The sequence below is a fragment of the Coprococcus sp. AF38-1 genome (assembly GCF_003603945.1).
Lineage (GTDB): Bacteria > Bacillota > Clostridia > Lachnospirales > Lachnospiraceae > Coprococcus > Coprococcus aceti.
In genome coordinates, this window is sequence record NZ_QVGO01000006.1 from 257,494 (window position 1) to 280,565 (window position 23,072).

Genomic DNA, 23,072 nt, shown 5'->3' on the forward strand with positions numbered 1-23,072 from the left:
AATGAAATATAGAAGGAAGGATAGAAAAGATGGAAATGATGTTGCAGACACAAAATCTATGTAAATATTTTAGAAAACAGAAAGCGGTAAATAATGTTTCGCTTAATATCGAAAAGGGACAGATTTATGGACTGCTTGGACCGAATGGTGCGGGAAAATCTACCACATTGAAAATGTTGACCGGTATGATGAAACCCACTGCAGGAAAGATTTACTTTGATGGAAAACTTTGGGATAGGAAAGATTTATCAAAAATAGGAGCGTTAATTGAGAATCCGCCTATTTATGAAAATCTTTCCGCCAGAGAGAATTTGAAGGTAAGACAATTATTGCTTGGTACAGATGAAAACAGAATTGATGAGGTCTTGCAGATTGTATCACTTACAAACACCGGAAAGAAGAAAGCAGGACAGTTTTCTTTGGGGATGAAGCAAAGACTAGGCATTGCAATGGCATTGCTTGGAGAACCGGAACTTTTGATATTGGATGAACCTACGAATGGATTAGATCCAATAGGCATCGAGGAATTACGAGAGCTGATCCGGTCTTTTCCGGAACAGGGAATCACTGTAATTCTCTCCAGTCATATTCTCTCAGAGGTACAGTTACTTGCAGATAAAGTCGGGATTATTTCAGGTGGAATCTTAGGATACGAAGGAGCATTAAAGCAGGGAGATAATCTTGAAGATTTGTTTATGAATGTGGTAAGAAAAAACCAGAAAGCAGGTGAAATCCATGGTTAATATTATAAAAGCAGAACATCAAAAAGCCAAAAGAACCATGCGAAAAAAGTTTATCTGGGGCTTTCCTCTTCTTACATTTGTCATGGCATTTATATTTACTCTTGGGATGACAAATGCTTATGCAGAAAGTGTTTGGAACTGGTGGTATACACTTTTGCTGCCGGGGATGATTGCTCTATTTTGTTATCTTTCTGTGGCGCAGGAGAAAAAGATAAAATACTATCATTTAATGACTATTCCCACAGACAGAAGAAAATTGTTGCTGGGGAAAATTATTTATATTGGGTACATGATTTTGTTTTCTAATGTGATTGTGTTTGCAGGAGCAACGCTTGGAGGCTTTCTTCTAACGACACATGTTCCAGTGAAAGGAGCGTTGATTGCAGTATTGTTTCTGACGGTTTCTGAGTTATGGGAGATTCCGGTAGCTTTATTTTTAAGTGAACGATTTGGAATGATTGTAAACCTGTTCGTCTGCCTGTTTATTACCGTCAGCGGTGTGGTAATATCACAAACCAGAATCTGGTATGTACTTGTTTCTGCAATCCCTATGCGAATGATGTGCCCGTTGCTTCATGTTTTACCAAATGGACTTGCCGCAGAAGCAGGGAATCCTCTTTTGGATACGGGAGTCATTGTTCCGGGAATGTGTCTCTCAATCATCTGGTTTGTTTTTGTAACGGTTCTGTTTTTGAAATGGTTTGAGAGAAGAGAGGTGAAATAAGATGATTGGAAGATCTCTTAATGCAGACTTGCGAAAGATGAAAGGAACATCTGTGATTCTGGCACACTTACTGATTCCGATTATAATCAGCGTTATATTTTTAATATATTACTTTTTTTCACCATGGAATGAAAATATGAAAGTGATTGCATTTTATCAGGCAATAGGAGCAGGACTTCCGGTACTTATTGGAATTTTTACAGCAAGTGTGATGGAACAGGAACAAAATGCAGGTGATTTTCAAAATCTGTTGTCTTTACCGGATAAACCTGCAGCATTTTTATCGAAACTGTTGATGCTACTGGTTTTGTGTCTGTGCTCTATCCTATTGACAGCAATCATATTCGGAATTGGATTTGGAAGAATCGCATCAAGCGATATCGAAATCATGAAAGGATGTATATTTGCAGCTTTGCTGCTGTGGGGAAGCAGTGTTCCACTTTATCTGTGGCAGCTGATTCTGGCTTTTCAGTTTGGAAAAGGGGTATCCATTGGAGCAGGGATTATATCAGGACTAATTAGTGCATTGATGCTTACCGGACTTGGAGATTATGTGTGGAAATATGTATTTGTCTGCTGGACGGGTAGAGTACCATATACTTATCTGCAATCTGTATTGGGAGAAACTAGTGTAGGTGAATGGTTGTCATTCATACCAGGTTGCTTAATATTTACAGGGATTAGTATGGTATACTATTTTTGGTGGGTAAACCACTGGGAAGGAAACAGAATATCGGAATAGAATCGAGGGAAACTATGGCAAAAATACTGGCAGTTGATGATGAACCGGCAATTCTGGAAATGATAGAAAGCATTTTGAATAAGGATGGACATCTGGTTACCAAAGTAAGTAATCCACTAAAAATTAATATGGAAGAATTACAACGTTATGACCTGATTTTACTGGACATTATGATGCCTGGAATTGATGGCTTCGAATTATGCAAAAGAATTAGGATACTTGTGGATTGTCCGATTTTGTTTCTTACGGCAAAAACGGAGGAAAACAGTCTGGTAAACGGACTTTCTTTAGGAGCAGATGATTATATTTCAAAGCCATTTGGAGTGATGGAACTTCGGGCAAGGATCAATGCACATCTTAGAAGAGAGCACAGGGAACATTCTGTCCGGATGGTTTTAGGGAGAGTCTGCATTCAGATGTCTCAAAAGAAACTGTTGATGGATGATAAAGAACTTCCGTTTACGAAAGCAGAGTACGAAATCTGTGAATTTCTGGCTAAAAACAGGGGACAGGTTTTCTCGAAAGAACAGATTTTAGAAGAGGTCTTTGGTTTTGACAGTGAGAGTAATGACAGTACCATTATCACGCATATCAAAAATATAAGAGCAAAATTTGCGGATTATGATTATACACCGATAAAAACAGTCTGGGGGATTGGATATAAATGGGAAGAGTAAAGAGAAGCAATGCACTCAGCTGGATTTTTATGAGATATGTACTGGTCATGCTTGGATCATTAGTAGGTTTGGTGATTGTTGCTTGGCTGCTGCTGTACCTTTTGATTAGTGTGGGCTGTATTTATCCGGCAAATTATGCAGAGCAAAAGATTAATGAAGCATATGATACGATCCTACGTGCAGATAAAGTGACTGCTGAGATGATTCCCGCACTTTGTGATTATGTAATCTTTTCAGAGAATGGAGAGAAAATAGGTGGAGATCTGTCAGAACAATACGAACAGATAGCATGGAATGTTGCAAAGTACGGAAACGCATCCGGGAAATATTTTTATAAAGTAATTGTAAGGGAAAATGAATATGTTGTATTGCAATATCGCCTGACACCTCAATATCATTCAGCTTTTTTGAGGGAGCATTTTATAGGACCACAGAATGTGATGAGTATTATGTCAGTGATTGGAGCGGTAGCGATTATCATCATTCCGTCCATACGTTTTGGAAAAAGAATCAAAAAGCAGATGCAGCCTGTATTAGACGCAATCGGACAAATAAAGGATCAAAATCTGGAATATGAGACATCCTGTTCCGGTATCAAAGAGTTTGATGACTGTTTATCGGCAATCGATGATATGCGAGATGCATTGCGAGAATCTTTAGAAAAGCAGTGGAAAACAGAGCAGGAAAAGAAACAACAGATGTCTGCTTTGGCGCATGATATTAAAACACCTCTTACGATTGTACGGGGAAATGCAGAACTACTTTCAGAGACTGAACTGACCACAGAACAGAAGAATAATATCACTTATGTTTTGAACGGCACAACACAGATACAAAGTTATGTAAAACAGTTGATAGATGTCACAAAATCATGGAATTGCAGTGATGTTACCTATACAACGGTGAGGTTAGAAGATTTTTTCGCAGATATAAAGGAACAGGCACTAGGACTGGTAGAAATCTATCACCAGAAAATAGATTGGAAGGCGGGACAAAGTGATAAAAAGGTAACGATTGCTTATGATCCAATGTTCCGGGCCGTAATGAATATGATTCAGAATGCAGTGGAGCATACAAAAGAAAATGGAATCATTTATATTGACGCAAAGGAGCAGGATGGCCGGCTGACATTCATTGTGGAGGATAGCGGATCAGGATTTACAAAAGAAGCATTATTGCATGGCACAGAGCAGTTTTTTATGGATGACACAAGTAGAAATGGCGAAGCCCATTATGGGATGGGACTATTTTTTGCAAAAACTGTGGCTGAAAAATATGGTGGAGGTATTAAACTTTCAAATTCTGAAAATACAGGTGGGGCGAGGGTAGAAATATTTTTCCTGAGTAGTCAAGAAACAAGCTAAATAGACCGCAAGACAGATTGAAGAATACTATGCTCAGTGTGAACTTGAGGGAGCAAATGAACATCAAGTAGAAGAAAGTCAGAAAGCAGTTGCCCAAATGGAAGTTATTATTGGCGACCCTGACAGACTTCGTGCTGTTGTGGAGAACTTTATCAAACATTATGAAACCCGTGTGGCAGAAGGTGCAACCGTACAGTTTTTAAATAATGCTATTGAAGTCGGACGAAGTGCATATTTGCGACTGGGACAATTATTTATGAGATTATTTGCTGGATTGCTATAAGAATCTGATGAAACGACCTTTCAAAAAACAGTTGATTTAGAAGTTAACTGTTTTTGAAAGGCCGTTTTTGCTATATCTAACAGTCTGTTGTACAAAGAAGATTTTGCATGGATGAAAAATAAATTTTGTTGAGGTTAAATTGAGATTGACTTTGTATTGTATAAGGAAAGAATCTGCGAGACCGGTTATACGGACGAAACTTTTGAGACAGAAAAGATTACATTAGTGTCAAATCCTATTCACACAGGTTCCAAAGAACCAGTAGTGTGGTATCAGTTGGGAGAATTGATGAAAAATGCAAAAAATCGTGTGAAGATCCACACGCCATATATTATCTGTAATGATATGATGTATAATACATGGGAGGAGATTGCAGAGAACGTTTCAGATTTTTCTATTATGACAAATAATACGCAGTAAAGATATTAATAAACAGTTGGAAGAGGGCATGATGGAATATGAAAAAGTGTCCCGCCAGATATTAGAAGGCGGAACTTATAATGATCCATATCATGTAGAGCCAATTGAATTGACAAAGAAGCGTCAGAGAAACGTACTTTTGGTACAGCATCTGCTTGGATGGGCAAGATATCTGTTCTGATAAAGGAGGAAGAAGATCGTGTTTCAAATATTAATTGTAGAAGATGATAAAGAATTAAGCCAGCTATTCCAAAAAGTGCTTGAGAAGAATGGATATCAGGTCAAAAGTGCATCGGATGGAGCACTGGCATTAGAAATATTGGATAAAGAGTATATTGATCTGATCATTTCTGATATTATGATGCCGGTTATGGATGGTTATGAACTGGTGTCGGAACTCCGTTCAGCAGGATATCAGATACCGGTACTTATGATCACTGCGAAAGGTTCCTTTGATGATATGCGCCAGGGATTTCTTTCGGGAAGTGACGATTATATGGTAAAACCGGTAAATGTGAATGAAATGGTTTTAAGAGTCGGAGCACTGCTTCGCCGTGCACAGATATTGAATGAACACAAAATTGTGATCGGTTCAACAGAGTTTGATTATGATGCAATGACGGTTACAACTGATAAGGAAAGTCTTGTTTTGCCTAAAAAAGAATTCCTGCTTTTATATAAGCTTGCAGCTTCGCCAGGCAGAACATTTACAAAACAACAGTTGATGGATGAAGTATGGGGATACGAGACGGAGGCAGACCCACATACGATAGAGGTACATATAGGAAGAATCAGAGAGCGTTTTAAAGATAATCCTGATTTTGAAATCGTAACAATGCGCGGAATTGGATACAAGGTGGTGAAAAAATAATGGAACAAAAGAAAGAAAAAGGATTGCGGATCCGATCCTGTCTGACTGGTGCAATCTGGCTGGCACTTGTATTTTCAACAGTCATATCTGCTTTATTATTTGCTTTTTTGAATCATTTTTTTAATCTGCCGGGCAGCATACCTGTGCTTGGCTGGCTTTTGATTTTCAATACATTGATTGCAGGGCTGATCACTTCCTTTATCAATGCAAAGTTACTGGAACCAATTACCAGACTTAGTAAAGCAATGAAGGAAGTTTCTCAGGGAGATTTTGAACAGCATTTGGAAACGAACAGCCGTATAGCAGAAGTTGGAGAATCTTATCAAAGTTTTAACGTTATGACAAAAGAACTTCGTGCAACAGAAGTGCTGCAGATGGATTTTGTATCTAATGTTTCTCATGAGTTTAAGACCCCGATTAATGCCATTGAAGGATATACAATGCTGCTTCAGGGAGAAGAACTGTCTCCGGATCAAGAGGAATATGTAGAAAAAATCTTATTTAACACCCAAAGACTTTCCGGATTGGTTGGTAATATTTTGCTGTTATCCAAGTTAGAGAATCAGAATATACCAATGAAAAAAACAGAATATCGTCTGGATGAACAGATCCGCCAGGCATTTCTTTCATTGGAAACAAAATGGACAGAAAAAGAAATTGGTTTTCAGGTAGAATTGGAGGAAGTTAAATATACTGGGAATGAAGAACTTTTTATGCATATCTGGATAAATCTTTTGGATAATGCGATTAAGTTCAGCCCTTCAAAGGGGACAATTATGATGTTTCTGAAACAAGAACAGGATTCTGTTAAGTTCATTCTGGAAGATGAAGGACCAGGAATAGAGGATGATGTAAAATCCAGAATATTTGACAAGTTCTATCAGGTAGATGGATCTCATAAAGCAGAAGGAAATGGCCTAGGTCTTGCACTTGTAAAACGGATTGTAGATAGTGCCGGAGGAACAATCAAAGCAGAAAACCGTGAATATGGTGGATGCAGATTTGTTATAGAGCTGCCAAAGCAGAAAGAAGAGATTATATAGTTTTAAGATAAATTAGAAGATGGGAGAATTCATATGACATTTTATCAGGAGTTGCAGTTAAATCAGGCAGGTTCTAAAAACCTGTTGAAAAAGAGTGAAACACTAAAAGAAAAATTATATCATATGTGGGTATATCTGGTGAAGATAGCTGTTACAATGGCATTTTGTTTTTTCTTTGTTAGTATTTTCAGCATCCTATTTGGAAATGAGAACAGCATTGTAGGTGTAGTAGTCTTATTATGTCTCATGGTGTTTAGAAATGCGGATCTGGGGATCCGCACCGGACAATCTACGATGCTTTTGGCTTTGTTCTTTGTAATTATGACTGTATGTCCGCATTTAGCAAATCAGTTTTCACCGATATTGGGAATGCTGTTAAATATTGCGGCACTGGCTGTGTTGATTCTGTTCGGATGCCATAATCCATTCATGTTTAATCAATCTACATTGGTTCTTGGGTATCTGCTGTTATATGGTTATGATGTTACGGGAAAAAGCTATCAGATGCGATTAGTCGGAATGGCTTTAGGTGCAGCACTTACCTGCTTCGTATTTTATCGAAATCATAAAAACAGAACTTATAAAAGAAATCTGAAAGATCTGGTACAAGAATTTGATATCACTTCTTCCAGAACAAAATGGCAGATATGTCAGATTTTATGCGTACCGATTGTCATTTGCATTGCAGAACTTTGTAATATGCCACGTGCAATGTGGGCTGGTATTGCGGCCATGTCCGTGATTTTGCCGTTTATGGAAGATATGCACTACAGAGTCCGTAAAAGGATTGTCGGAAATATTGCAGGTGTTATATGTTTTACAGTATTATATTTTCTGCTCCCTTCGTCAATCTATGCATATATAGGAATTCTTGGTGGAATCGGTGTAGGATTTTCAGCAAAATATGGCTGGCAGGCAGTATTTAACACATTTGGTGCTTTAGCCATTGCTGCAGAGATTTATGGACTACAAGGAGCGGTTAGTCTTAGAGTGATTCAAAATGTTTTTGGTGTTGTGTTTGCTTTAGCATTTTGTGTTATATTTTATTGGTTTATGTCTAAAAAAAAGGAAAGGGAGGTGACCGTACATGCAGAGTGAAGTGAATCAGGAAGAAAAATTGAATAGAATTATTACGGTTCCTAATCTTCTTTCTTTTTTCGGCTTTGTCTGATTCCGGTAATTATATGGAGTTATTGTGTAAAGAAAATCACATGAACAGGCAAAGACGATCCCGATTATTGCCATGACTGCCAATGCATTTTCAGAGGATATGCAGCACTCTCTCGCTGCTGGAATGAATGCTCATATTTCAAAACCAGTTGATATGAAGTTGCTGAAGAAAACCATAAGAAATATAAAACTTGGGAGGGAGGAAGCCCAAGTTATTGATCAATAATCACTAAAGAGAAATAAGAAGGACAAGAAACAAAAAATACTCATTGTAGATGATTCAAAATTTAACACTTTTGGATATCGATATGCCACAAGCAGATAGTTTTGAGGTCTTCGGAGTAAATGAAGAAGATGTTCAACTTGATATGATGAAATTGAGGCTTGCAGCAATAAGCCAAATAGAAAAGGAGAAAAGACGATGGAATTTATATGTTACCCAAAGTGTTCAACCTGCCAGAAGGCGAAGAAATGGCTGGACGAGAATAAGATCGAATACACGGAGCGCCACATTGTGAATGACAATCCCACATATGAGGAACTGAAGAAATGGTATGAGAAGAGCGGACTTCCGCTCAAGAGATTCTTCAATACGAGTGGCATGCTGTATAAGGAGATGAAACTGAAGGACAAGCTTCCGGACATGAGCGAGGATGAGCAGTTGCAGCTTCTTGCGACAAATGGCATGTTGGTGAAGAGACCGCTTGTCGTTGATAAAGATTTTGTATTGACTGGATTTAAGGAAAAAGAGTGGATAGAGAAAATGTTCTAGGGGGTAAGTGATGAGTTTTGCATTGTTTCTGGACATAGATGGTGTATTGAATACCCGGACGACAGTTGTGGGAGCGCCGAGTGGAAGAACCGGGATAGACGAGTCCAGAGTGAGGCTGCTGAAAAAGGCGCTAAAACAGTTTGGCGATGCAGCAATCGTTCTGACTTCTGATTGGAAGCTTATGAGAGAAGACGGGGATGACTTCTCATATCTTGTATCTATGCTGGGCAAATTTGGACTAAGCCTGTCTGGAAAGACAACCGATGTCTGGGTTGGCAGAGGTGAGGGTATCCAGAGCTATCTGGCGGAGCATCCTGAGATAGATGAATACGTGATATTGGATGACAATACATTTGATTTCTCCAATTATCCTAAGCTTTGGGAACGGCTGTTGCTTACCAATGGCATAGAAAATGCCGAATATGCTTCAAAGACACCGGCGATTGAGGCAATGCTTTTTCTGGAGGCTATCTCTTAGTTTCTTCCCACTCTCCTTCTGTGATCTCTATGTCATTCAGGCATACTTGGAGATGTATGGCTTTGTTGAGCTCGTATACCTTCTCGAATCCATCCATTTTCCGATTATAGTAAGTCTGGTATCAGCGACAGCCACAGCTATCGAGTAGCTAGGCGGATGTACTTCATAATTTTCAAGCTTTATGATCTGAGTATGAGCCAGTCAGAGCTTTCGAGAAGAACGGGGATTTCCACCAGCACGATAAATGACTGGAAAAAGAAGAAGATCAATCCGCAGGCGGACAAGCTGGTTGTTATCAGCAGGGCGCTTGATATGTCATTGGCAGATCTGCTTGGAGAAGATGGGGATGAGAACAGCAGCGTCGATTACAGTGCCGAGGAGAAGTATCTCATTGAATGTTATCGCAGGTCGGATGATCAGGTGAGAAGGCATATGCTCAGATATATGGAGCTTATTGACAAGGATGATACAAAAGAGATCAGGACACCACAGAAAAACATAGCCGTAATGCTAAAAATGGATGGTATAGATATGATGCCAGATTTGCGTTACCGGTTTACGATGAAAGTGGTGAGGTTGAGCGGTACAATGTGTTTAGTGCAAGATTATTGATCAGACATGCCGCTTCTGGGAAAATGTATCTGTACGATGTTTTAGAAATAAAAAAAGAAACGAGCAAGCCTTGTCAGGTATAAACCCTACCCAGTAGAAAACCCATTTCTTAATGAAATAAAAATAAAACAAGCTACAGGAAAAGTCAACAGTTATATTGTGGAAAGGACATAGATGACATATGAAGATAATAAATGCAACACCAAAAGACAAAGAAGAACTGCTCTCGCTCTATCACGCCATGATAGGTGGACCATGTGAGTGGAGCGAGAATTATCCTGACGAGAATACCATAGCATTTGACCTGAAGAATGAAGATCTGTTTGTTATGAAGAATGACAAAGAAGAGATTGTAGCCACAATATCCATAGATCACGACGATGCTGTTGAGGCACTTACGTGCTGGAGAGCAGATCTGGCTCCATCGGGAGAACTTTCAAGGCTGTGCGTCAGGAAGGATATGCAGGGACAGGGAATTGCGAAGACTATGATGAACTATGCCTGTGATGTCCTGAAAAGCAGAGGCATGAAGGGCGTTCATATACTTGTCAGAGAGGGACATGTGGTGGCGCTTTCGACATACGCCAAGATTGGTTTTGAAACGGTTGGAGAGTGTGATCTTTTTGATAAGCATTTCGTATGTATGGAACGGGGATTCTAAAGAGGTAGATATTGCAAGTTATAGGATGCAGCTGCAGCTATATTGTAATATAATGGTGGTGTATTGTTTGATGAGTTATAGAGATGAGACATTTCTATTATATAAGAATGATGAGCGGAGGTGCACAGAATGATAATTACAATAGGCAGAGAGTGTGGATGTGACGGCGATGAGGTGGCAGCAAGACTTGCCTCAAAATATGGTATAGCCTGTTACACAAAGAAAGAGATAATAAGGCTGGCAAAGGAGAAGGGTGTGTATGACAAATATCCGTTTTTCTTTGGAGAGAAGGCTATAGATTCTATGATGCAGTCGGTGTCAGATGACTTTGTCGTGAAGAGAAGAAAGACCCCGGAGGAGGTACTTGAGAGATTGCTTGACGGACAGGATGGCGTTGTAGTGGGAAGAGCCTCGGACTTTGCATTCAAGAACAGGAACGATGCAGTGAGAATATTCCTGTGCGGAGATAAAGACAGCAGAATAAAGAGGATAATGGACAAGCATGGCATATCAGAATCAAAGGCAAAGAGTATTGTGGAGGAGACTGATGCCAAGCGAAGAAGCTATCATGACTATTACTCAGGAGAGAACTGGGGATATTCAGGACATTATGACCTGTGCCTTGATGAGGCGAAGCTCGGCGTGGACGGCGTAGTGGAGATGGTCGCGGCGTATATGAAGGTAATTGGCAAGTAGAACATAGACAGATGGAAGAATGATGAAAGACTGATGAAAGGCAGACAGAAGCCGGATAGTGTGAGTTAGTCAGATAGGTTTTCGACATTATGATTTGAAAGGTATAGATATGGGAGAAAAAGCAACAGGAAAATACAGCCTTTTGGTTCCGGAAGGGAAGTATTCGTTTAAAACACTGAGCCCTGTGACCATGCATGATCTGGGATTGGACATGATATGCAGGCAGTTGTCTGCAAATGAGTCAGAGCAAAATTATATAATGGGAGTTATGTCACGGATATATGCAGATCCATCTGTTACAAAGTACAGAGGTGGTGTGTTTGACGACATAATTGGAAATAAAAAACTCAGAGACGACATGATGGAGATTCTTGGGAAGATAAGCTTTCTCAAGGATTACGGCAGCTTTAAACGCGATTATGATGAGAATTCAGGTATATGGGATCTTATGCACAGACTTGATGAGATAGACGATTACATAGAATGCGTAGATTCATTATATTCCAGCCTGAAAGATAGAAATCTGCATTCTGAGGGATTTACAGGCCTTAAGGCGTATGTTCAGAACATATATGAAGATAATGGTTTTAGTGAACTTAAGAAGGATATAGCAGAACTTAAGAAGGTGAGCGGTGAGGTTAGGAGTATAACCATAGGAATCAATCTGAATAACAGATATGAGGCAGATGGTGTCGGCTTGATATCAGTCAACAGCAAGCAGTTTACAAGGGGCGGCGTGCTGAGTAATTTCTACGGACATCTTATGTCCAGAGACAAAATAAATGATAACATTGAGGCAAAGAACGACTATAAATTCCAGCCGTTAGATGCGGTAAATGAAGCACTGTCAAAATTTCAGCAGGAGCTGCAGGGAAGAGTCGTAACCGGGGGCGCAAATAATCTGGCGGCAGGTATGGTGGGAATCCCTGATTCTGACAAATCTAAAGACATTACAAGGTATACAGACAGGGTAGTCACTAAGCTTATAACAAGAATTGTAAAGAGAATGAGGGAGACGTTAAATAAGTATGTGTCGATTACCATAACTGACATGACGGATCTCATCCCGGAGCTTACATACTATATAAGATGGGCTGAGTATATAGAAAAATTGCAAAGCAGAGGTGCGGTATTTTCCAAGGCAAGGGTTGTGAACTCTGCATATCAGCCGGACGCAGGTACATCTAAGGAAGCCAATTCCAAGAGCAGATATTATATGAAGGCTCGTGGCGTATATAATATCAAGCTTGCAGCATTTGATACGGAGGAGTCGGAGCACATAGTGACCAATGATCTGGACTTTGACAGCGAGCACAGAGTGTATATTCTGACAGGAGCAAATAGGGGTGGAAAGACGACCATAACCCAGACGATAGGTCAGCTTTTTGTACTGGCTCAGGGTGGTATATATATCCCGGGTGATGAATTTGAATTTGCTCCTGTGGACTGCGTATTCACGCATTTCCCTGCTGACGAAGACAAGACCCTTGATCTTGGAAGACTTGGTGAGGAGTGCAAGAGATTCAGGGAGATATTTGACGGTGCAAATGATCGCAGTCTCATACTTCTCAATGAGACGTTTTCAACTACGTCATTTGAGGAGGGCTATTATATAGCCAGAGATTCCGTGAGAGCTATTCTGACAAAGGGAACGAGAACGATATACAACACCCATATGCATAAACTGGGCTTTGATGTGGATGAGATGAATGAAGGGCGTACAGAGGGCAAGGTATATTCGCTGATCGTACACAACGAGGGCTCACAAAGATCTTACAAGATCGAGATAGCGCCACCCGCTGGCAGATCATATGCCAGTGACATAGCGGAGAAATATGGTGTTACATATGACATGCTGGTGAATAAAGAAAAATAGTTGGCTGTATGCACTGCTTGTGGATGATATTACAGACGATATGTGGGCAGTTTAGAGTCATATAATATGAATTGTCTACAGTGAAGACATTGGAGGGTATAGGATGACAGAAAAGCATACAGACAAGAGAACAATACTTATAGTGGATGATGACGCTGATCTGTCTATGCTGATACAGGATATGCTGGAGGACAACGGCTATGCTTTTCTGTACGCAGCCAGCATAGACGATGCATATGAAGTGCTGACAGATAACAAATGTGATCTCATACTTCTGGATATCAATCTTCCCGATGGTACAGGTTTCTCATTCTGTAAAGAACTCAGGCATACTTCGCAGGTGCCAATCATATTTGCAAGTGCAAGGACGAGTGAGGATGACAAGGTGAATGGCCTTGATATGGGTGGAGATGACTATATCGCAAAGCCGTATTCACTGAAAGAGCTTATGTCTCGTATCCGTTCGATACTCAGGAGAACTTATGGTGTTGATGACAATAAGTCTGAGATGTTGACCCTGAACACAGACGGGAACGAGATAGAGATCAACAGGCACGCACGGACTGTGAGCAGAAACAAAAGTAATGTGGATATGAAGCCGAAGGAATTTGACCTGCTTGTATACATGGCGGAGAACAGAGGCAGGGTATTGACCAAGGAACAGATCATGAGTGCCGTGTGGGGGCTGTACAGCGATGTGGAGCCATCCACGGTTGCGGTGCATGTAAGGTGGCTCAGGGAAAAGCTTGAGACAGATCCTTCACATCCGCAGCTTATCCGTACGGTATGGGGAACGGGATATGTGCTAGAAGATAGTGAATAGACAAAGACAGTGAGAATAATATGAGCTTGTAAGGTGGATGTCCACTTGGCAGCTATAGGGAGTTTATATGAAGCGACATTCAGTAAGAAGCAATATAATAAAAATGCTGATCGTGTTCATGTGCGCTATAACCATAGTTTTTGGTTGGCTGTTCTACAGGGAGAAGCAGGACGAGACACGGCGGATAAAAGATGATGAATATGGGCAGTATATAGTGGAACTGAATGAAGTGAAACAACTGTATGACTCGGGATCCACAGATGCTGACGAAAAGCTTGACGCTGTAATGAATGAACTCAGGGAACAAAAGCTAGATACCGGCAAGTCAGTACTTAGAAATATATTGATCATTTATATCGTTGTCCTGTGTGTTGTGATTGTATTATTCCTGTACATATATGTGTGTGTTCTCAGGCCGTTTGACGAGCTGGAGGATTATGCATCACATCTGGCAGCAGGGGATATGGATACTGAACTTAAGTACAGACGGGTAAATATGTTCGGAAGCTTCACGTGGGCATTTGACCATATGAGAACGGAGATAGTGCATGCAAGGCGTAGAGAGCAGGAAGCGATAGAGAACAACAAGACAGTTATAGCCACGTTGTCACATGATATAAAGACTCCGATCGCATCCATAAGAGGATATGCGGAGGCATTGGTCATGAATATGGATGCCACCCAGGAGCGCAGGGAGAGGTATGCGTCGGTCATCATGAAGAAATGTGATGAGGTTACGTCCATAACGAACGACATGTTTATTCATTCCTTGCATGATCTGGACAGACTGGTGGTGAAGAGTGATGAGGTTGAGATAAAACCTCTGATGGAACAGATCCTGTCAGATATAGGACTTGGTATGAATATCGTGGTGAATGGAGATATAACCGAGGCAGTGCTTGAGCATTCAGATTCGGGAAGAGTGGTTCAGGTGATAGAAAATATACTGTCAAATGCCTCTAAGTATGCCAGAGACACGGAGATAAGTATTGTTACGGAATGTATATCGCCCGAAAAACTTCCAAGGAATGTCCATGTGAGCGGCGCTGATATGGTATACAGTCTGTCCATAAAGGATCATGGAACAGGAATTCCGGATAAGGATATGCCGTTCATATATGAGAAGTTTTATCGAGGGGAAAACTCCGGTGATGAACCTGGAGCGGGCCTTGGACTATTTATTGTCCATTATCTCATGGACAGAATGGGCGGAGATGTGGAACTTGTAAATCATGCTGATGGCCTGGAGGCAGTGTTATATTTTGCAGCAAGAAATGTTTGTTAAGGACTTGTTAATAAATAGGGTGATATGGTTGTAGCACGGTGGCGAGGTGAAGATCTGTAGAGGATGTCTGAATGCCCCCGTGCTACAACTATAAAAAGGAGAGAAAAATGGCGGATATAATACTTCAGGCAAGAGACCTTTGCAAAAGCTTTTCCAGTGAGGGCGTGCAGAACCATGTGCTCAACAACATGGATCTGGATATCTATAAGGGAGATTTTACAGTCATCATGGGAGCGTCAGGCTCGGGAAAATCCACACTGCTTTATAGTCTGTCCGGGATGGACAGACCGACTTCGGGAAAGGTCATATATGATGGCGAGGATATAACAGAATACAATGAGAAGCACATGGCAGAACTCAGGGTGTATGAGTTTGGATTTGTGTTTCAGCAGATACATCTTGTTAGTAACCTCAGCATTAGAGAGAACATACTTGTGCCGGGTTATATGAATAAGAATACGAGAACAAAAGAGACTGAAAACAGGGCTGATGAACTCATAAAAAAGATGAATATAGAAAGTGCTGCTGACCGACTTCCTGCACAGGTGTCCGGCGGAGAGGCACAGAGGGGCGCTATTGCCAGAGCGGTCATCAACAGTCCGGGTATCCTTTTCGCGGATGAGCCGACAGGCGCATTAAACCGCAGAAATACCCAGGATGTGCTGGACCTTCTCACCGAGCTCAACGTGGAGGGACAGAGCATACTCATGGTTACCCACGATGTGAGGGCTGCTATCAGGGCGAACAGGATCATCTACATAGAGGACGGAAGGATCATAGGTGAGCTGAAGCTGTCACAATATATTGAAGAAGATCGCAAGAGCCGTGAGAGTCAGATAGATGCATGGCTTGGTTCCATGCAGTGGTAGGAGGTGCCGGGATGAGATATATCATGATGGTGCTTCGAGGAAATATGAGAAGAAACAAGGGCGTGCATATAAGTGTGTTCGTGCTTATGCTTATCATTTCTCTGGCATTCTGTTCAGTGCTTTCTTACTACACGAATTCCATAAGGCATGATTCGGAAGCTATGGAAGAGGTTGGTTATGGAGGTATGCTTGCCGCACTTTATGGGGAGAACAGGCTGGATGCCTATGGAACAAGTGCAGACAAGATAATAAAGAATATTGGCAAATGTGATGCGGTGCAGGAAGTGAAAGCAGCAGATGTTGTATATCTGCTGCTTAAGGACTGCAATGGAAAAGGCGGAAACAGCAGCTTCGTTTTGAATGATACAGACAGCGTGCTCACATATGATCAGTATGATGTGGATAACAAAATGACAGATCGCCGGCTTGAAAAAGGTGAGGTAAGTGTGCCGTTCAGTTTCATAGGTATGTATGACTGCAAGATTGGTGATACAGTCGAGCTGGGCAATGATAACGGTTCTTATACCTTCAAAGTTGCGTCATTTTTCGAGGATCCATATATGGGATCTTCGGTCATGGGAATAAAGACGATATTGATCTCAGATGAGGATTTTGCGGATCTCAAGGCAAAGGCTGCGGAAGATCATAGAAGCGGACTGGAAGATGACAAGAGATCCTTTGAATTGTCAAAGCTTATCATAATAGATAAAAAGCCGGGCCTGGACCTCACGGAGATGGAGTTTGAGAGAGGACTGAATAATGTGAGTGATTTCGCGTCATATTGCTGGATAACTTTATCAAAGGAGCAGGCGGGAAATTACATGCTTCTTATGACAAAGGTATTCTCCGCGGTGCTGCTTATATTTGTTGTGCTGCTTCTGGTGGCGGCTATGATAGTTCTAGGACACAACATCGGCAGCAGCATAGAGATGGATTTTGTTAACATAGGAATACTCAAAGCGGTCGGAATGACAAATGCATCGGTGAAGCTGGCGTTGCTTGCCGGGTATATGTGCACTGTGGCGGCTGGACTGTTTGCTGGAATACCACTGGCCATTCCGATACTAAAAATTATAAATAGTGCCACAAGATCTTCTTCAGGACTTGAAGTTCCGTCTGATATTAATGTAGGACTTGTGCTGTGTGTCATATTGGCGATACTGCTTCTGGTAGCAGCATTTATCATGTTGAAGACAAGGAGAATATCCGAGGCCACACCTATAAAGGCGATAAGAGGTGGACGGGACAGTGTGCATTTCTCAAGCGTTCTGAAGCTTCCGGTCTCAGGCAAGAAACTTGGTGTGAGTCTTGCATACAGACAGTTTATATCTGAGAAGAAACAGTATGCCGCAGCCATCATAGTGACTGCTATACTTGCCATGTTCATGATACTTATGAACGATATGATGCGCTGGTTTAATTCACAGAATATGCTGGTGGATATGTTTTCAGTCACGAAGTATGACCTGACTGCTTCGTTTGTCGATGAGGATACGCAGAAGGATATAGAGAATGTTATATCAGAGCACACAGCGTATAGAAAATATCAAATGTCCAGCGAGTACCTTCTGTTCGATGATGTGCAGATGTATTGTTATATAGTGGAGGACCCTGATATGATCAACACGATAAGAAAGGGAAGAACCTGCACATATGACAATGAAGTGCTGATAACCCAGTATGTGGCTGATGGATTTCATATGAACGTAGGTGACACAGTCACAGTCAAGCGCGGCGGAGTGGCAAGAAAGATGGTGATCTCCGGCATATACGATTCGGCAAATGATATGGGCAAGAACTTTGCAATTAGTAAGGCTGCATATAGTATGTTTGCCCGCGAAGAGACCGTAAGTGAGTCTGGTGTCAGTGGAGCTGCCAAAAGCAGTTCAGATGAAGAGGAATGGAGCGGCAAAGGAATATGTTATGATATTGACAATACTGATGAATGTGATGCGATAATCCAGGAGATAGATAAGAGATATGGCGATAATCAGGGCATCACGTATTCAATACATTCAGCAAAGGATGATTTTGAAGGAGTGGCGGGTACAGTCAACATTGCAATACAGGGACTCACATTGCTCACATATATGTTGGGGGCTGTATTCGTGATAGTCACGGTCATAATCGTCTGTGGCAAGGTTCTCATGCGTGAGCAGAAGGATATCGGAATATATAAGGCACTTGGATTTACATCCTTCAGACTCAGATGCCAGCTTGCGGTCCGCTTTATCGTGACGGCAGTTGTGGGTTCGCTGCTTGGTATAGTTCTTGCACTTATCGTCAGCAAGCCATTCTTCAAGGCAGGATTTGAATCATTTGGAATATACAGTTTTAATTTAAGTACAAGCGTGATATCACTGGTTATACCATTGGTATTTATGAGCGTGTTATTCTCTGTGGTAGCATTTATCAGAGCGGGGAACATCAGAAAGGTTCAGCCGCAGGTGCTCATCGCAGATCAGTAGAAGTATATAGGAGAGTGGAACTATGTATACAATGTCGGTAGACAAGGTGGGTATATATAATGGATAAGTTGATCATATATCTGATATGTATAAATATACTGGGAGCTGTCCTTGATGGAGTGACGGCTGCGAGACGCAGGAGAACAAGCCATAAGGCGCTCAGTGTTCTGCTGGGGATCATAGCAATTGCCGGTGGTGCCCCTGGCATGATAATAGCATTTGCGTTGTGTGACAGGACTGCATCCAAGACGAATATGATGCTGAGAGTGTTCACAGTGTGCGTGTGTGTAATAGAGCTTGCGGTGTTCATGACGTGGAATCTTAGACCTGCGGGCAAATTGAACTTTGCATTCTGGGATGTGTTTGTGGAATACAGATGGACACTTTGGTTCGTTGCGGCAGTGAGTGTTATAACATTTGTCATGTTCGGAATTGACAAATACAGAGCGATTAAGGGTGGATACAGGATACCTATAGCTGTCCTGCTCGGCATGGCGTTTGCCGGCGGGAGTATCGGTGCTCTGCTTGGAATGGTGGTGTTCAGGCACAAGATAAGGAAGAATTATTTCTCGGTTGGAGTACCGCTTATACTTGTGATGCAGGTGGCGCTTCTGATGTGTGTGGTTAATTTGCTGTAGGATCTGCAAATATCCCCAGTTCAGGCGGGTAGTTGGTAAATGCAAAGAATGCAACCGCGAGAATTGCCAGGATAGTCATGGAAACGTAGTCGTTTATGCACATTTGTCTGGCCCCTGATCTGTTCTCGGTTCGCAGTGCATATATAACCCCGGCGAAATAAAGTGCGATGTTCAGAATTTCATAATTCCTGCCCAGTACACCGTTTAGTGTGTAAAACACGACAACAATGAATGCCATACCTGATAGGATACCGATAGTCCTTGCTGGAAGATAGTTTCCCGGCAGGGGCTTTTCTTGTATATGCGACCAAAGAAATTCAATCATTGTAAGTAGGAGCATGGGAAAGAATATGAGTTTCAGGTGCTCCCAGGTCGACTCGTTCACGGCTGAGAACAGACCGACAGCAGGATTGTCGCCCGACCATTCGTATGTGAAGTGGAGCAGGACACCGAGGATCGATATGAAGATAAAGTGAAAAAGGTTGAGTTTGGTTTTTATTTGCATTAAGGGTTCTCCGATGAAAACAGATACTTTATTACATAGTATATGACGAATTATGATTAATATGATTGTAGGAAATCGGGAATTAAATTTTACATTTTACATGAAAATTAGTTAGAAATGCTTGCCTTAAAGTGAACTCCATGTGCTACACTTTAATTGTCTGCTGGTAAGTGTGTGAACCGGTAGTCAGAATTATAAAAATAATAGCTGGTAGCAAAATTTACAATCTATATTGAAGTTGAAGCCTTGTAAATTCCAGCCAGAAACATATGATTGGAGGAACTATATTATGAGTAAAAAGGTACTGGTTATAGGAACAAGTCTTAGAAACAACAGCAATTCAGATGCACTTGCAGACAAATTTGCTGAGGGTGCAAAGGTTGCTGGCAACGAGGTAACACAGGTTACACTCAAAGGTAAGAAGCTTGCTTTCTGTGTGGGCTGTATGGCATGTCAGAAACTGGGAGCATGCGTGATCAAGGATGATGCCATAGAGCTGGCGGAGCAGATGAGATGTGCAGATGTCATAGCATTTGCCAGCCCGATATATTACTACGAGATGGCGGGACAGATGAAGACATTGCTTGACCGCGCAAATTCGCTGTACTCATCGGATTACAGGTTTAGGGATATCTATTTCCTGTCAACCGCTGCTGAGGATGAGGCAGGCGTTGATGAGAGGGCAATACATGGACTTGAGGGCTGGATCGCATGTTTTGAGAAATGTCGCCTTGTGGGAACTGTATTTGCCGGCGGCGTGGATGGCATGGGTGAGATTGCAGGACATACAGCTCTTGATCAGGCCTATGAGATGGGAAGAAATGTGTAGGAGGTATTAGATATGGAATATGCAAAAGTTGGAAACACAGATATAGAAGTATCTAAGCTGTGTATTGGATGTATGAGCTTCGGCAAGGCCGGGGTCATGCATGACTGGACACTTGATGAGGATCAGACAAATGATATGGTAAAACATGCCCTGAACCTTGGGATTAATTTTTTTGATACTGCGAACTGCTATTCTGGTGGAACCAGTGAGGAATATCTGGGAAAAGCGATAAAGAACAACATTACAAGAGATAAAGTAGTCATAGCCTCAAAGGTTTATTTTAATGAAGGAAGGCTGTCAAAAGAAGCTATAGGCAGAGAGATAGATGGTACTTTGAAGAGACTTGGAACCGACTATCTTGATCTGTACATAATACATAGATTTGACTATGATACACCTATAGAGGAGACAATGGAGGCTCTAGATGGTCTGGTTAAGGCAGGAAAAGTAAGGGCGCTGGGAGCGTCAGCTATGTACGGATACCAGTTTTATAATATGCAGATGGTGGCAAGGGATAACGGCTGGACGCCATTTGCAGCCATGGAAGATCACTACAATCTGCTCTACAGGGGGGATGAGAGAGAACTTATACCTATCTGCAAGCAGATGAATGTCATGCTCATGCCATACAGTCCACTGGCAGCAGGTCATCTGGCGAGAAATGAGTGGAACAGCGATTCCATCAGAAGCAAGACGGATCGTGCGGCAAGGGGCAAATACGACAAGATGGAGCACTATGATATGCAGATAGTGAACAGGGTTCATGAACTGGCAGAAAAACATAACTGTAAAATGTCACAGATAGCCATAGCATGGCAGTGGGCAAAGGGTGTCACATCTTCGATAATCGGGGCAACAAAGACAGGTTATCTGGACGATGCGGTTGGTGCATTTGATGTAAAGCTCACAGCGGAAGATGTGGCATACCTTGAGGAGATGTATGTTCCCCATCCGGTTGTCGGCGCGATAAATGCGAACCCGCCACAGGGCGTTCTGATAATAGATGACAAGAAATAGATTGCTATGTGGTCAGATATATAAATTGTAAATATAAGAACACAGCACCCCTGCGCAGATCATGTAAGATGATTCGTGCGCAGGGGTGTTGTGCTGATGAAATAACCTATATTATAAAATGTTATTTAGCAGATAACCGGGCAATTTGGGCTTTGAGCCGTTGAGACGCATTTTTAACCCACAGGTTGATTCCTTACGAGCTCCATTTGTGATAAACTATATAAAGCATATAATAAAGAACCGGGATTATAAGAAAGGAGCACAGCACATGCGTTTGATCCATTTGTCGGATCTTCACATAGGAAAGCGTGTAAATGAATTTTCTATGTTGGAGGATCAGGAGTATATATTAAAAGAAATACTGGGCATCATCGATGATGAGCAGCCGGATGGCATTATCATAGCCGGGGATGTCTATGATAAGTCTGTGCCGAGCGAGGAGGCGGTGAAGCTGCTGGACAGCTTCCTGACTTCGCTTGCAAAGAGAAATCTGCAAGTATATATCATAAGCGGCAACCATGATTCGGCGGCAAAACTGGCATTTGCATCAAGTCTTATAGATCTCAGCGGTATACATATATCGCCGGTATATGATTCGGCACAGATGACCGTGACGGGAGAGGGGCTGGTCAGACCATATAAGCTGGAGGATGGAAAAGGACAGATGGTGAATATATACATGCTGCCATTTGTGAAGCCGGCAACTGTCAGAGCGGTGTTCCCTGATGAGGCGGATGATATAAAGGATTACACGGATGCCTGCCGTGTGGCGGTAGAGCATATGGATGTAGATGAGAAAGCGACGAATATACTGGTTGCCCATCAGTTTGTGACCGGGGCAGTGCGCTCGGAGTCGGAGGAGAATGTGGGCGGTCTGGACAATGTGGATGTGTCGGTATTTGACTCATTTGACTATGTGGCGCTGGGGCATATACATGGGCCGCAGAAGGTGGGTAGGGAGACCGTCAGATACTGTGGAACACCGCTTAAGTATTCACTCTCTGAGGCTAAGCATACGAAATCTGTGACGGTTGTTGACATCCCTGAGAACAAGAAAATAGAGATAAGGACAGTTCCTCTTGTTCCGATGCATGAGCTACGCGAGGTAAAGGGAACATTTGACGAGCTGATGGACAGGCGAAACTATGAGGGGACGGCTGTGGATGATTATCTGTATGTGGTTCTCACGGACGAGGATGACGTGCCGGATGCTTTGGGAAAGCTCAGAACGGTCTATCCAAATGTGATGAAGCTTGGATACGACAACACCCGAACCCGTGTGACACAGACGATAGACGATGGCGCTGTGCTTGAAGGGAAAAAGCCCATAGATCTGTTTGAAGAGTTGTATGAGAAACAGAACAATCGGCAAATGAGCGATGAACAGAGGAGTTTTGTTCAGGATATTATAGACTCTATATGGAAGGAGGAGCGCTTATGAGCGAAGCGAATAAATCAAATGCGCTCCGACGACCTGCCCCGCTCGCAGAGGCGAGAGGGGCGTTA

General features: G+C 41.9%; 24 protein-coding genes and 3 pseudogenes. 26 read left to right on the forward strand and 1 reads right to left on the reverse strand.

The window, feature by feature from the left end; genetic code table 11:
- The first annotated feature begins 29 nt into the window (after positions 1–29).
- The 23 genes and pseudogenes from DW025_RS10760 (at position 30) to DW025_RS10870 (ending at position 19,215) form a co-directional block, all read left to right on the forward strand.
- A complete protein-coding gene (locus tag DW025_RS10760; protein ID WP_055176472.1) occupies positions 30–743 on the forward strand; it encodes a lantibiotic protection ABC transporter ATP-binding protein in 714 nt (237 codons plus the stop codon).
- Positions 736–1,467 carry a lantibiotic immunity ABC transporter MutE/EpiE family permease subunit gene (locus DW025_RS10765; RefSeq protein WP_006858445.1) on the forward strand — a complete coding sequence of 244 codons (732 nt, stop codon included), beginning with the start codon at positions 736–738 and terminating at the stop codon, positions 1,465–1,467. Before DW025_RS10760 ends, DW025_RS10765 begins: the two co-directional genes overlap by 8 nt.
- A 1-nt stretch (position 1,468) precedes the next feature.
- Complete coding sequence (locus tag DW025_RS10770) at positions 1,469–2,209, forward strand: lantibiotic immunity ABC transporter MutG family permease subunit (RefSeq protein ID WP_119999866.1); 741 nt, start codon at positions 1,469–1,471, stop codon at positions 2,207–2,209.
- A gap of 14 nt (positions 2,210–2,223) precedes the next feature.
- A complete protein-coding gene (locus DW025_RS10775; RefSeq protein WP_119999868.1) occupies positions 2,224–2,886 on the forward strand; it encodes a response regulator transcription factor in 663 nt (220 codons plus the stop codon).
- Complete coding sequence (locus DW025_RS10780) at positions 2,874–4,250, forward strand: sensor histidine kinase (RefSeq protein ID WP_119999870.1); 1,377 nt, start codon at positions 2,874–2,876, stop codon at positions 4,248–4,250. Before DW025_RS10775 ends, DW025_RS10780 begins: the two co-directional genes overlap by 13 nt.
- A 97-nt stretch (positions 4,251–4,347) precedes the next feature.
- The gene (locus DW025_RS15205; protein ID WP_242992658.1) at positions 4,348–4,533 is read left to right on the forward strand and encodes a hypothetical protein; all 186 of its coding nucleotides are present in this window, start codon (positions 4,348–4,350) and stop codon (positions 4,531–4,533) included.
- Positions 4,534–4,695: 162 nt separating this feature from the next.
- A pseudogene (locus tag DW025_RS10790) lies at positions 4,696–5,134 on the forward strand (phospholipase D family protein); the annotation flags it as partial.
- A gap of 18 nt (positions 5,135–5,152) precedes the next feature.
- Positions 5,153–5,824: a response regulator transcription factor gene (locus DW025_RS10795; protein ID WP_004851516.1), complete on the forward strand. Its 672-nt coding sequence runs from the start codon at positions 5,153–5,155 to the stop codon at positions 5,822–5,824.
- The gene (locus tag DW025_RS10800; RefSeq protein WP_119999872.1) at positions 5,824–6,867 is read left to right on the forward strand and encodes a HAMP domain-containing sensor histidine kinase; all 1,044 of its coding nucleotides are present in this window, start codon (positions 5,824–5,826) and stop codon (positions 6,865–6,867) included. Before DW025_RS10795 ends, DW025_RS10800 begins: the two co-directional genes overlap by 1 nt.
- Before the next feature lie 33 nt (positions 6,868–6,900).
- A complete protein-coding gene (locus DW025_RS10805) occupies positions 6,901–7,965 on the forward strand; it encodes an FUSC family protein (protein ID WP_119999874.1) in 1,065 nt (354 codons plus the stop codon).
- A pseudogene (locus DW025_RS10810) lies at positions 7,955–8,073 on the forward strand (CDP-alcohol phosphatidyltransferase family protein); the annotation flags it as partial. The gene DW025_RS10805 and the pseudogene DW025_RS10810, both read left to right, overlap by 11 nt.
- Positions 8,069–8,263: pseudogene (locus DW025_RS15485) on the forward strand (response regulator); the annotation flags it as partial. The pseudogenes DW025_RS10810 and DW025_RS15485, both read left to right, overlap by 5 nt.
- 195 nt (positions 8,264–8,458) lie before the next feature.
- On the forward strand, positions 8,459–8,809 hold the full coding sequence (locus tag DW025_RS10820) for an arsenate reductase family protein (protein ID WP_117550270.1): 351 nt from the start codon (positions 8,459–8,461) through the stop codon (positions 8,807–8,809).
- Positions 8,810–8,819: 10 nt separating this feature from the next.
- Positions 8,820–9,287: an HAD domain-containing protein gene (locus DW025_RS10825; RefSeq protein ID WP_117550272.1), complete on the forward strand. Its 468-nt coding sequence runs from the start codon at positions 8,820–8,822 to the stop codon at positions 9,285–9,287.
- 156 nt (positions 9,288–9,443) lie between these two features.
- On the forward strand, positions 9,444–9,899 hold the full coding sequence (locus DW025_RS10830) for a helix-turn-helix domain-containing protein (RefSeq protein ID WP_242992659.1): 456 nt from the start codon (positions 9,444–9,446) through the stop codon (positions 9,897–9,899).
- 181 nt (positions 9,900–10,080) lie between these two features.
- The gene (locus DW025_RS10835) at positions 10,081–10,560 is read left to right on the forward strand and encodes a GNAT family N-acetyltransferase (protein ID WP_004851846.1); all 480 of its coding nucleotides are present in this window, start codon (positions 10,081–10,083) and stop codon (positions 10,558–10,560) included.
- A gap of 129 nt (positions 10,561–10,689) precedes the next feature.
- Positions 10,690–11,256: a cytidylate kinase-like family protein gene (locus DW025_RS10840; RefSeq protein WP_117550274.1), complete on the forward strand. Its 567-nt coding sequence runs from the start codon at positions 10,690–10,692 to the stop codon at positions 11,254–11,256.
- Positions 11,257–11,365: 109 nt separating this feature from the next.
- Positions 11,366–13,132: a MutS-related protein gene (locus DW025_RS10845; RefSeq protein WP_119999876.1), complete on the forward strand. Its 1,767-nt coding sequence runs from the start codon at positions 11,366–11,368 to the stop codon at positions 13,130–13,132.
- 103 nt (positions 13,133–13,235) lie between these two features.
- The gene (locus DW025_RS10850) at positions 13,236–13,955 is read left to right on the forward strand and encodes a response regulator transcription factor (RefSeq protein ID WP_119999878.1); all 720 of its coding nucleotides are present in this window, start codon (positions 13,236–13,238) and stop codon (positions 13,953–13,955) included.
- 67 nt (positions 13,956–14,022) lie between these two features.
- Positions 14,023–15,240 (forward strand): sensor histidine kinase, encoded by a 1,218-nt coding sequence (locus tag DW025_RS10855; RefSeq protein ID WP_119999880.1) that lies wholly within the window; start codon positions 14,023–14,025, stop codon positions 15,238–15,240.
- A 107-nt stretch (positions 15,241–15,347) separates the two neighbouring features.
- Complete coding sequence (locus tag DW025_RS10860; protein ID WP_119999882.1) at positions 15,348–16,109, forward strand: ABC transporter ATP-binding protein; 762 nt, start codon at positions 15,348–15,350, stop codon at positions 16,107–16,109.
- Positions 16,110–16,120: 11 nt separating this feature from the next.
- Positions 16,121–18,577 carry an ABC transporter permease gene (locus DW025_RS10865; RefSeq protein ID WP_243104972.1) on the forward strand — a complete coding sequence of 819 codons (2,457 nt, stop codon included), beginning with the start codon at positions 16,121–16,123 and terminating at the stop codon, positions 18,575–18,577.
- A 59-nt stretch (positions 18,578–18,636) separates the two neighbouring features.
- Positions 18,637–19,215 (forward strand): DUF1294 domain-containing protein, encoded by a 579-nt coding sequence (locus DW025_RS10870; RefSeq protein WP_119999886.1) that lies wholly within the window; start codon positions 18,637–18,639, stop codon positions 19,213–19,215.
- On the opposite strand, the gene DW025_RS10875 is transcribed toward DW025_RS10870, so the two are convergent.
- Positions 19,202–19,720 (reverse strand): DUF6512 family protein, encoded by a 519-nt coding sequence (locus DW025_RS10875; protein WP_119999887.1) that lies wholly within the window; start codon positions 19,718–19,720, stop codon positions 19,202–19,204. The two genes, DW025_RS10870 and DW025_RS10875, sit on opposite strands and share 14 nt — an antisense overlap.
- A gap of 289 nt (positions 19,721–20,009) precedes the next feature.
- Here DW025_RS10875 and DW025_RS10880 point away from each other — a divergent pair, with 289 nt between their 5' ends.
- From DW025_RS10880 to DW025_RS10890, 3 genes are all read left to right on the forward strand, one after another.
- A complete protein-coding gene (locus DW025_RS10880; RefSeq protein ID WP_119999889.1) occupies positions 20,010–20,549 on the forward strand; it encodes a flavodoxin family protein in 540 nt (179 codons plus the stop codon).
- 12 nt (positions 20,550–20,561) lie between these two features.
- Positions 20,562–21,566, forward strand: coding sequence for an aldo/keto reductase (locus DW025_RS10885; protein ID WP_119999891.1), 1,005 nt, complete (start codon positions 20,562–20,564; stop codon positions 21,564–21,566).
- Positions 21,567–21,834: 268 nt separating this feature from the next.
- Entirely contained in the window at positions 21,835–23,007 is a 1,173-nt protein-coding gene (locus tag DW025_RS10890) for an exonuclease SbcCD subunit D (protein ID WP_119999893.1), read from the forward strand.
- Positions 23,008–23,072 lie beyond the last annotated feature (65 nt).

Coding starts and splice junctions, on each gene's coding strand:
- DW025_RS10760 (WP_055176472.1), top strand. CDS start 30: ATGGAAATGATGTTGCAGACACAAAATCTATGTAAATATTTTAGAAAA.
- DW025_RS10765 (WP_006858445.1), top strand. CDS start 736: ATGGTTAATATTATAAAAGCAGAACATCAAAAAGCCAAAAGAACCATG.
- DW025_RS10770 (WP_119999866.1), top strand. CDS start 1,469: ATGATTGGAAGATCTCTTAATGCAGACTTGCGAAAGATGAAAGGAACA.
- DW025_RS10775 (WP_119999868.1), top strand. CDS start 2,224: ATGGCAAAAATACTGGCAGTTGATGATGAACCGGCAATTCTGGAAATG.
- DW025_RS10780 (WP_119999870.1), top strand. CDS start 2,874: ATGGGAAGAGTAAAGAGAAGCAATGCACTCAGCTGGATTTTTATGAGA.
- DW025_RS15205 (WP_242992658.1), top strand. CDS start 4,348: ATGGAAGTTATTATTGGCGACCCTGACAGACTTCGTGCTGTTGTGGAG.
- DW025_RS10800 (WP_119999872.1), top strand. CDS start 5,824: ATGGAACAAAAGAAAGAAAAAGGATTGCGGATCCGATCCTGTCTGACT.
- DW025_RS10805 (WP_119999874.1), top strand. CDS start 6,901: ATGACATTTTATCAGGAGTTGCAGTTAAATCAGGCAGGTTCTAAAAAC.
- DW025_RS10820 (WP_117550270.1), top strand. CDS start 8,459: ATGGAATTTATATGTTACCCAAAGTGTTCAACCTGCCAGAAGGCGAAG.
- DW025_RS10825 (WP_117550272.1), top strand. CDS start 8,820: ATGAGTTTTGCATTGTTTCTGGACATAGATGGTGTATTGAATACCCGG.
- DW025_RS10830 (WP_242992659.1), top strand. CDS start 9,444: ATGTACTTCATAATTTTCAAGCTTTATGATCTGAGTATGAGCCAGTCA.
- DW025_RS10835 (WP_004851846.1), top strand. CDS start 10,081: ATGAAGATAATAAATGCAACACCAAAAGACAAAGAAGAACTGCTCTCG.
- DW025_RS10840 (WP_117550274.1), top strand. CDS start 10,690: ATGATAATTACAATAGGCAGAGAGTGTGGATGTGACGGCGATGAGGTG.
- DW025_RS10845 (WP_119999876.1), top strand. CDS start 11,366: ATGGGAGAAAAAGCAACAGGAAAATACAGCCTTTTGGTTCCGGAAGGG.
- DW025_RS10850 (WP_119999878.1), top strand. CDS start 13,236: ATGACAGAAAAGCATACAGACAAGAGAACAATACTTATAGTGGATGAT.
- DW025_RS10855 (WP_119999880.1), top strand. CDS start 14,023: ATGAAGCGACATTCAGTAAGAAGCAATATAATAAAAATGCTGATCGTG.
- DW025_RS10860 (WP_119999882.1), top strand. CDS start 15,348: ATGGCGGATATAATACTTCAGGCAAGAGACCTTTGCAAAAGCTTTTCC.
- DW025_RS10865 (WP_243104972.1), top strand. CDS start 16,121: ATGAGATATATCATGATGGTGCTTCGAGGAAATATGAGAAGAAACAAG.
- DW025_RS10870 (WP_119999886.1), top strand. CDS start 18,637: ATGGATAAGTTGATCATATATCTGATATGTATAAATATACTGGGAGCT.
- DW025_RS10875 (WP_119999887.1), bottom strand. CDS start 19,720: ATGCAAATAAAAACCAAACTCAACCTTTTTCACTTTATCTTCATATCG.
- DW025_RS10880 (WP_119999889.1), top strand. CDS start 20,010: ATGAGTAAAAAGGTACTGGTTATAGGAACAAGTCTTAGAAACAACAGC.
- DW025_RS10885 (WP_119999891.1), top strand. CDS start 20,562: ATGGAATATGCAAAAGTTGGAAACACAGATATAGAAGTATCTAAGCTG.
- DW025_RS10890 (WP_119999893.1), top strand. CDS start 21,835: ATGCGTTTGATCCATTTGTCGGATCTTCACATAGGAAAGCGTGTAAAT.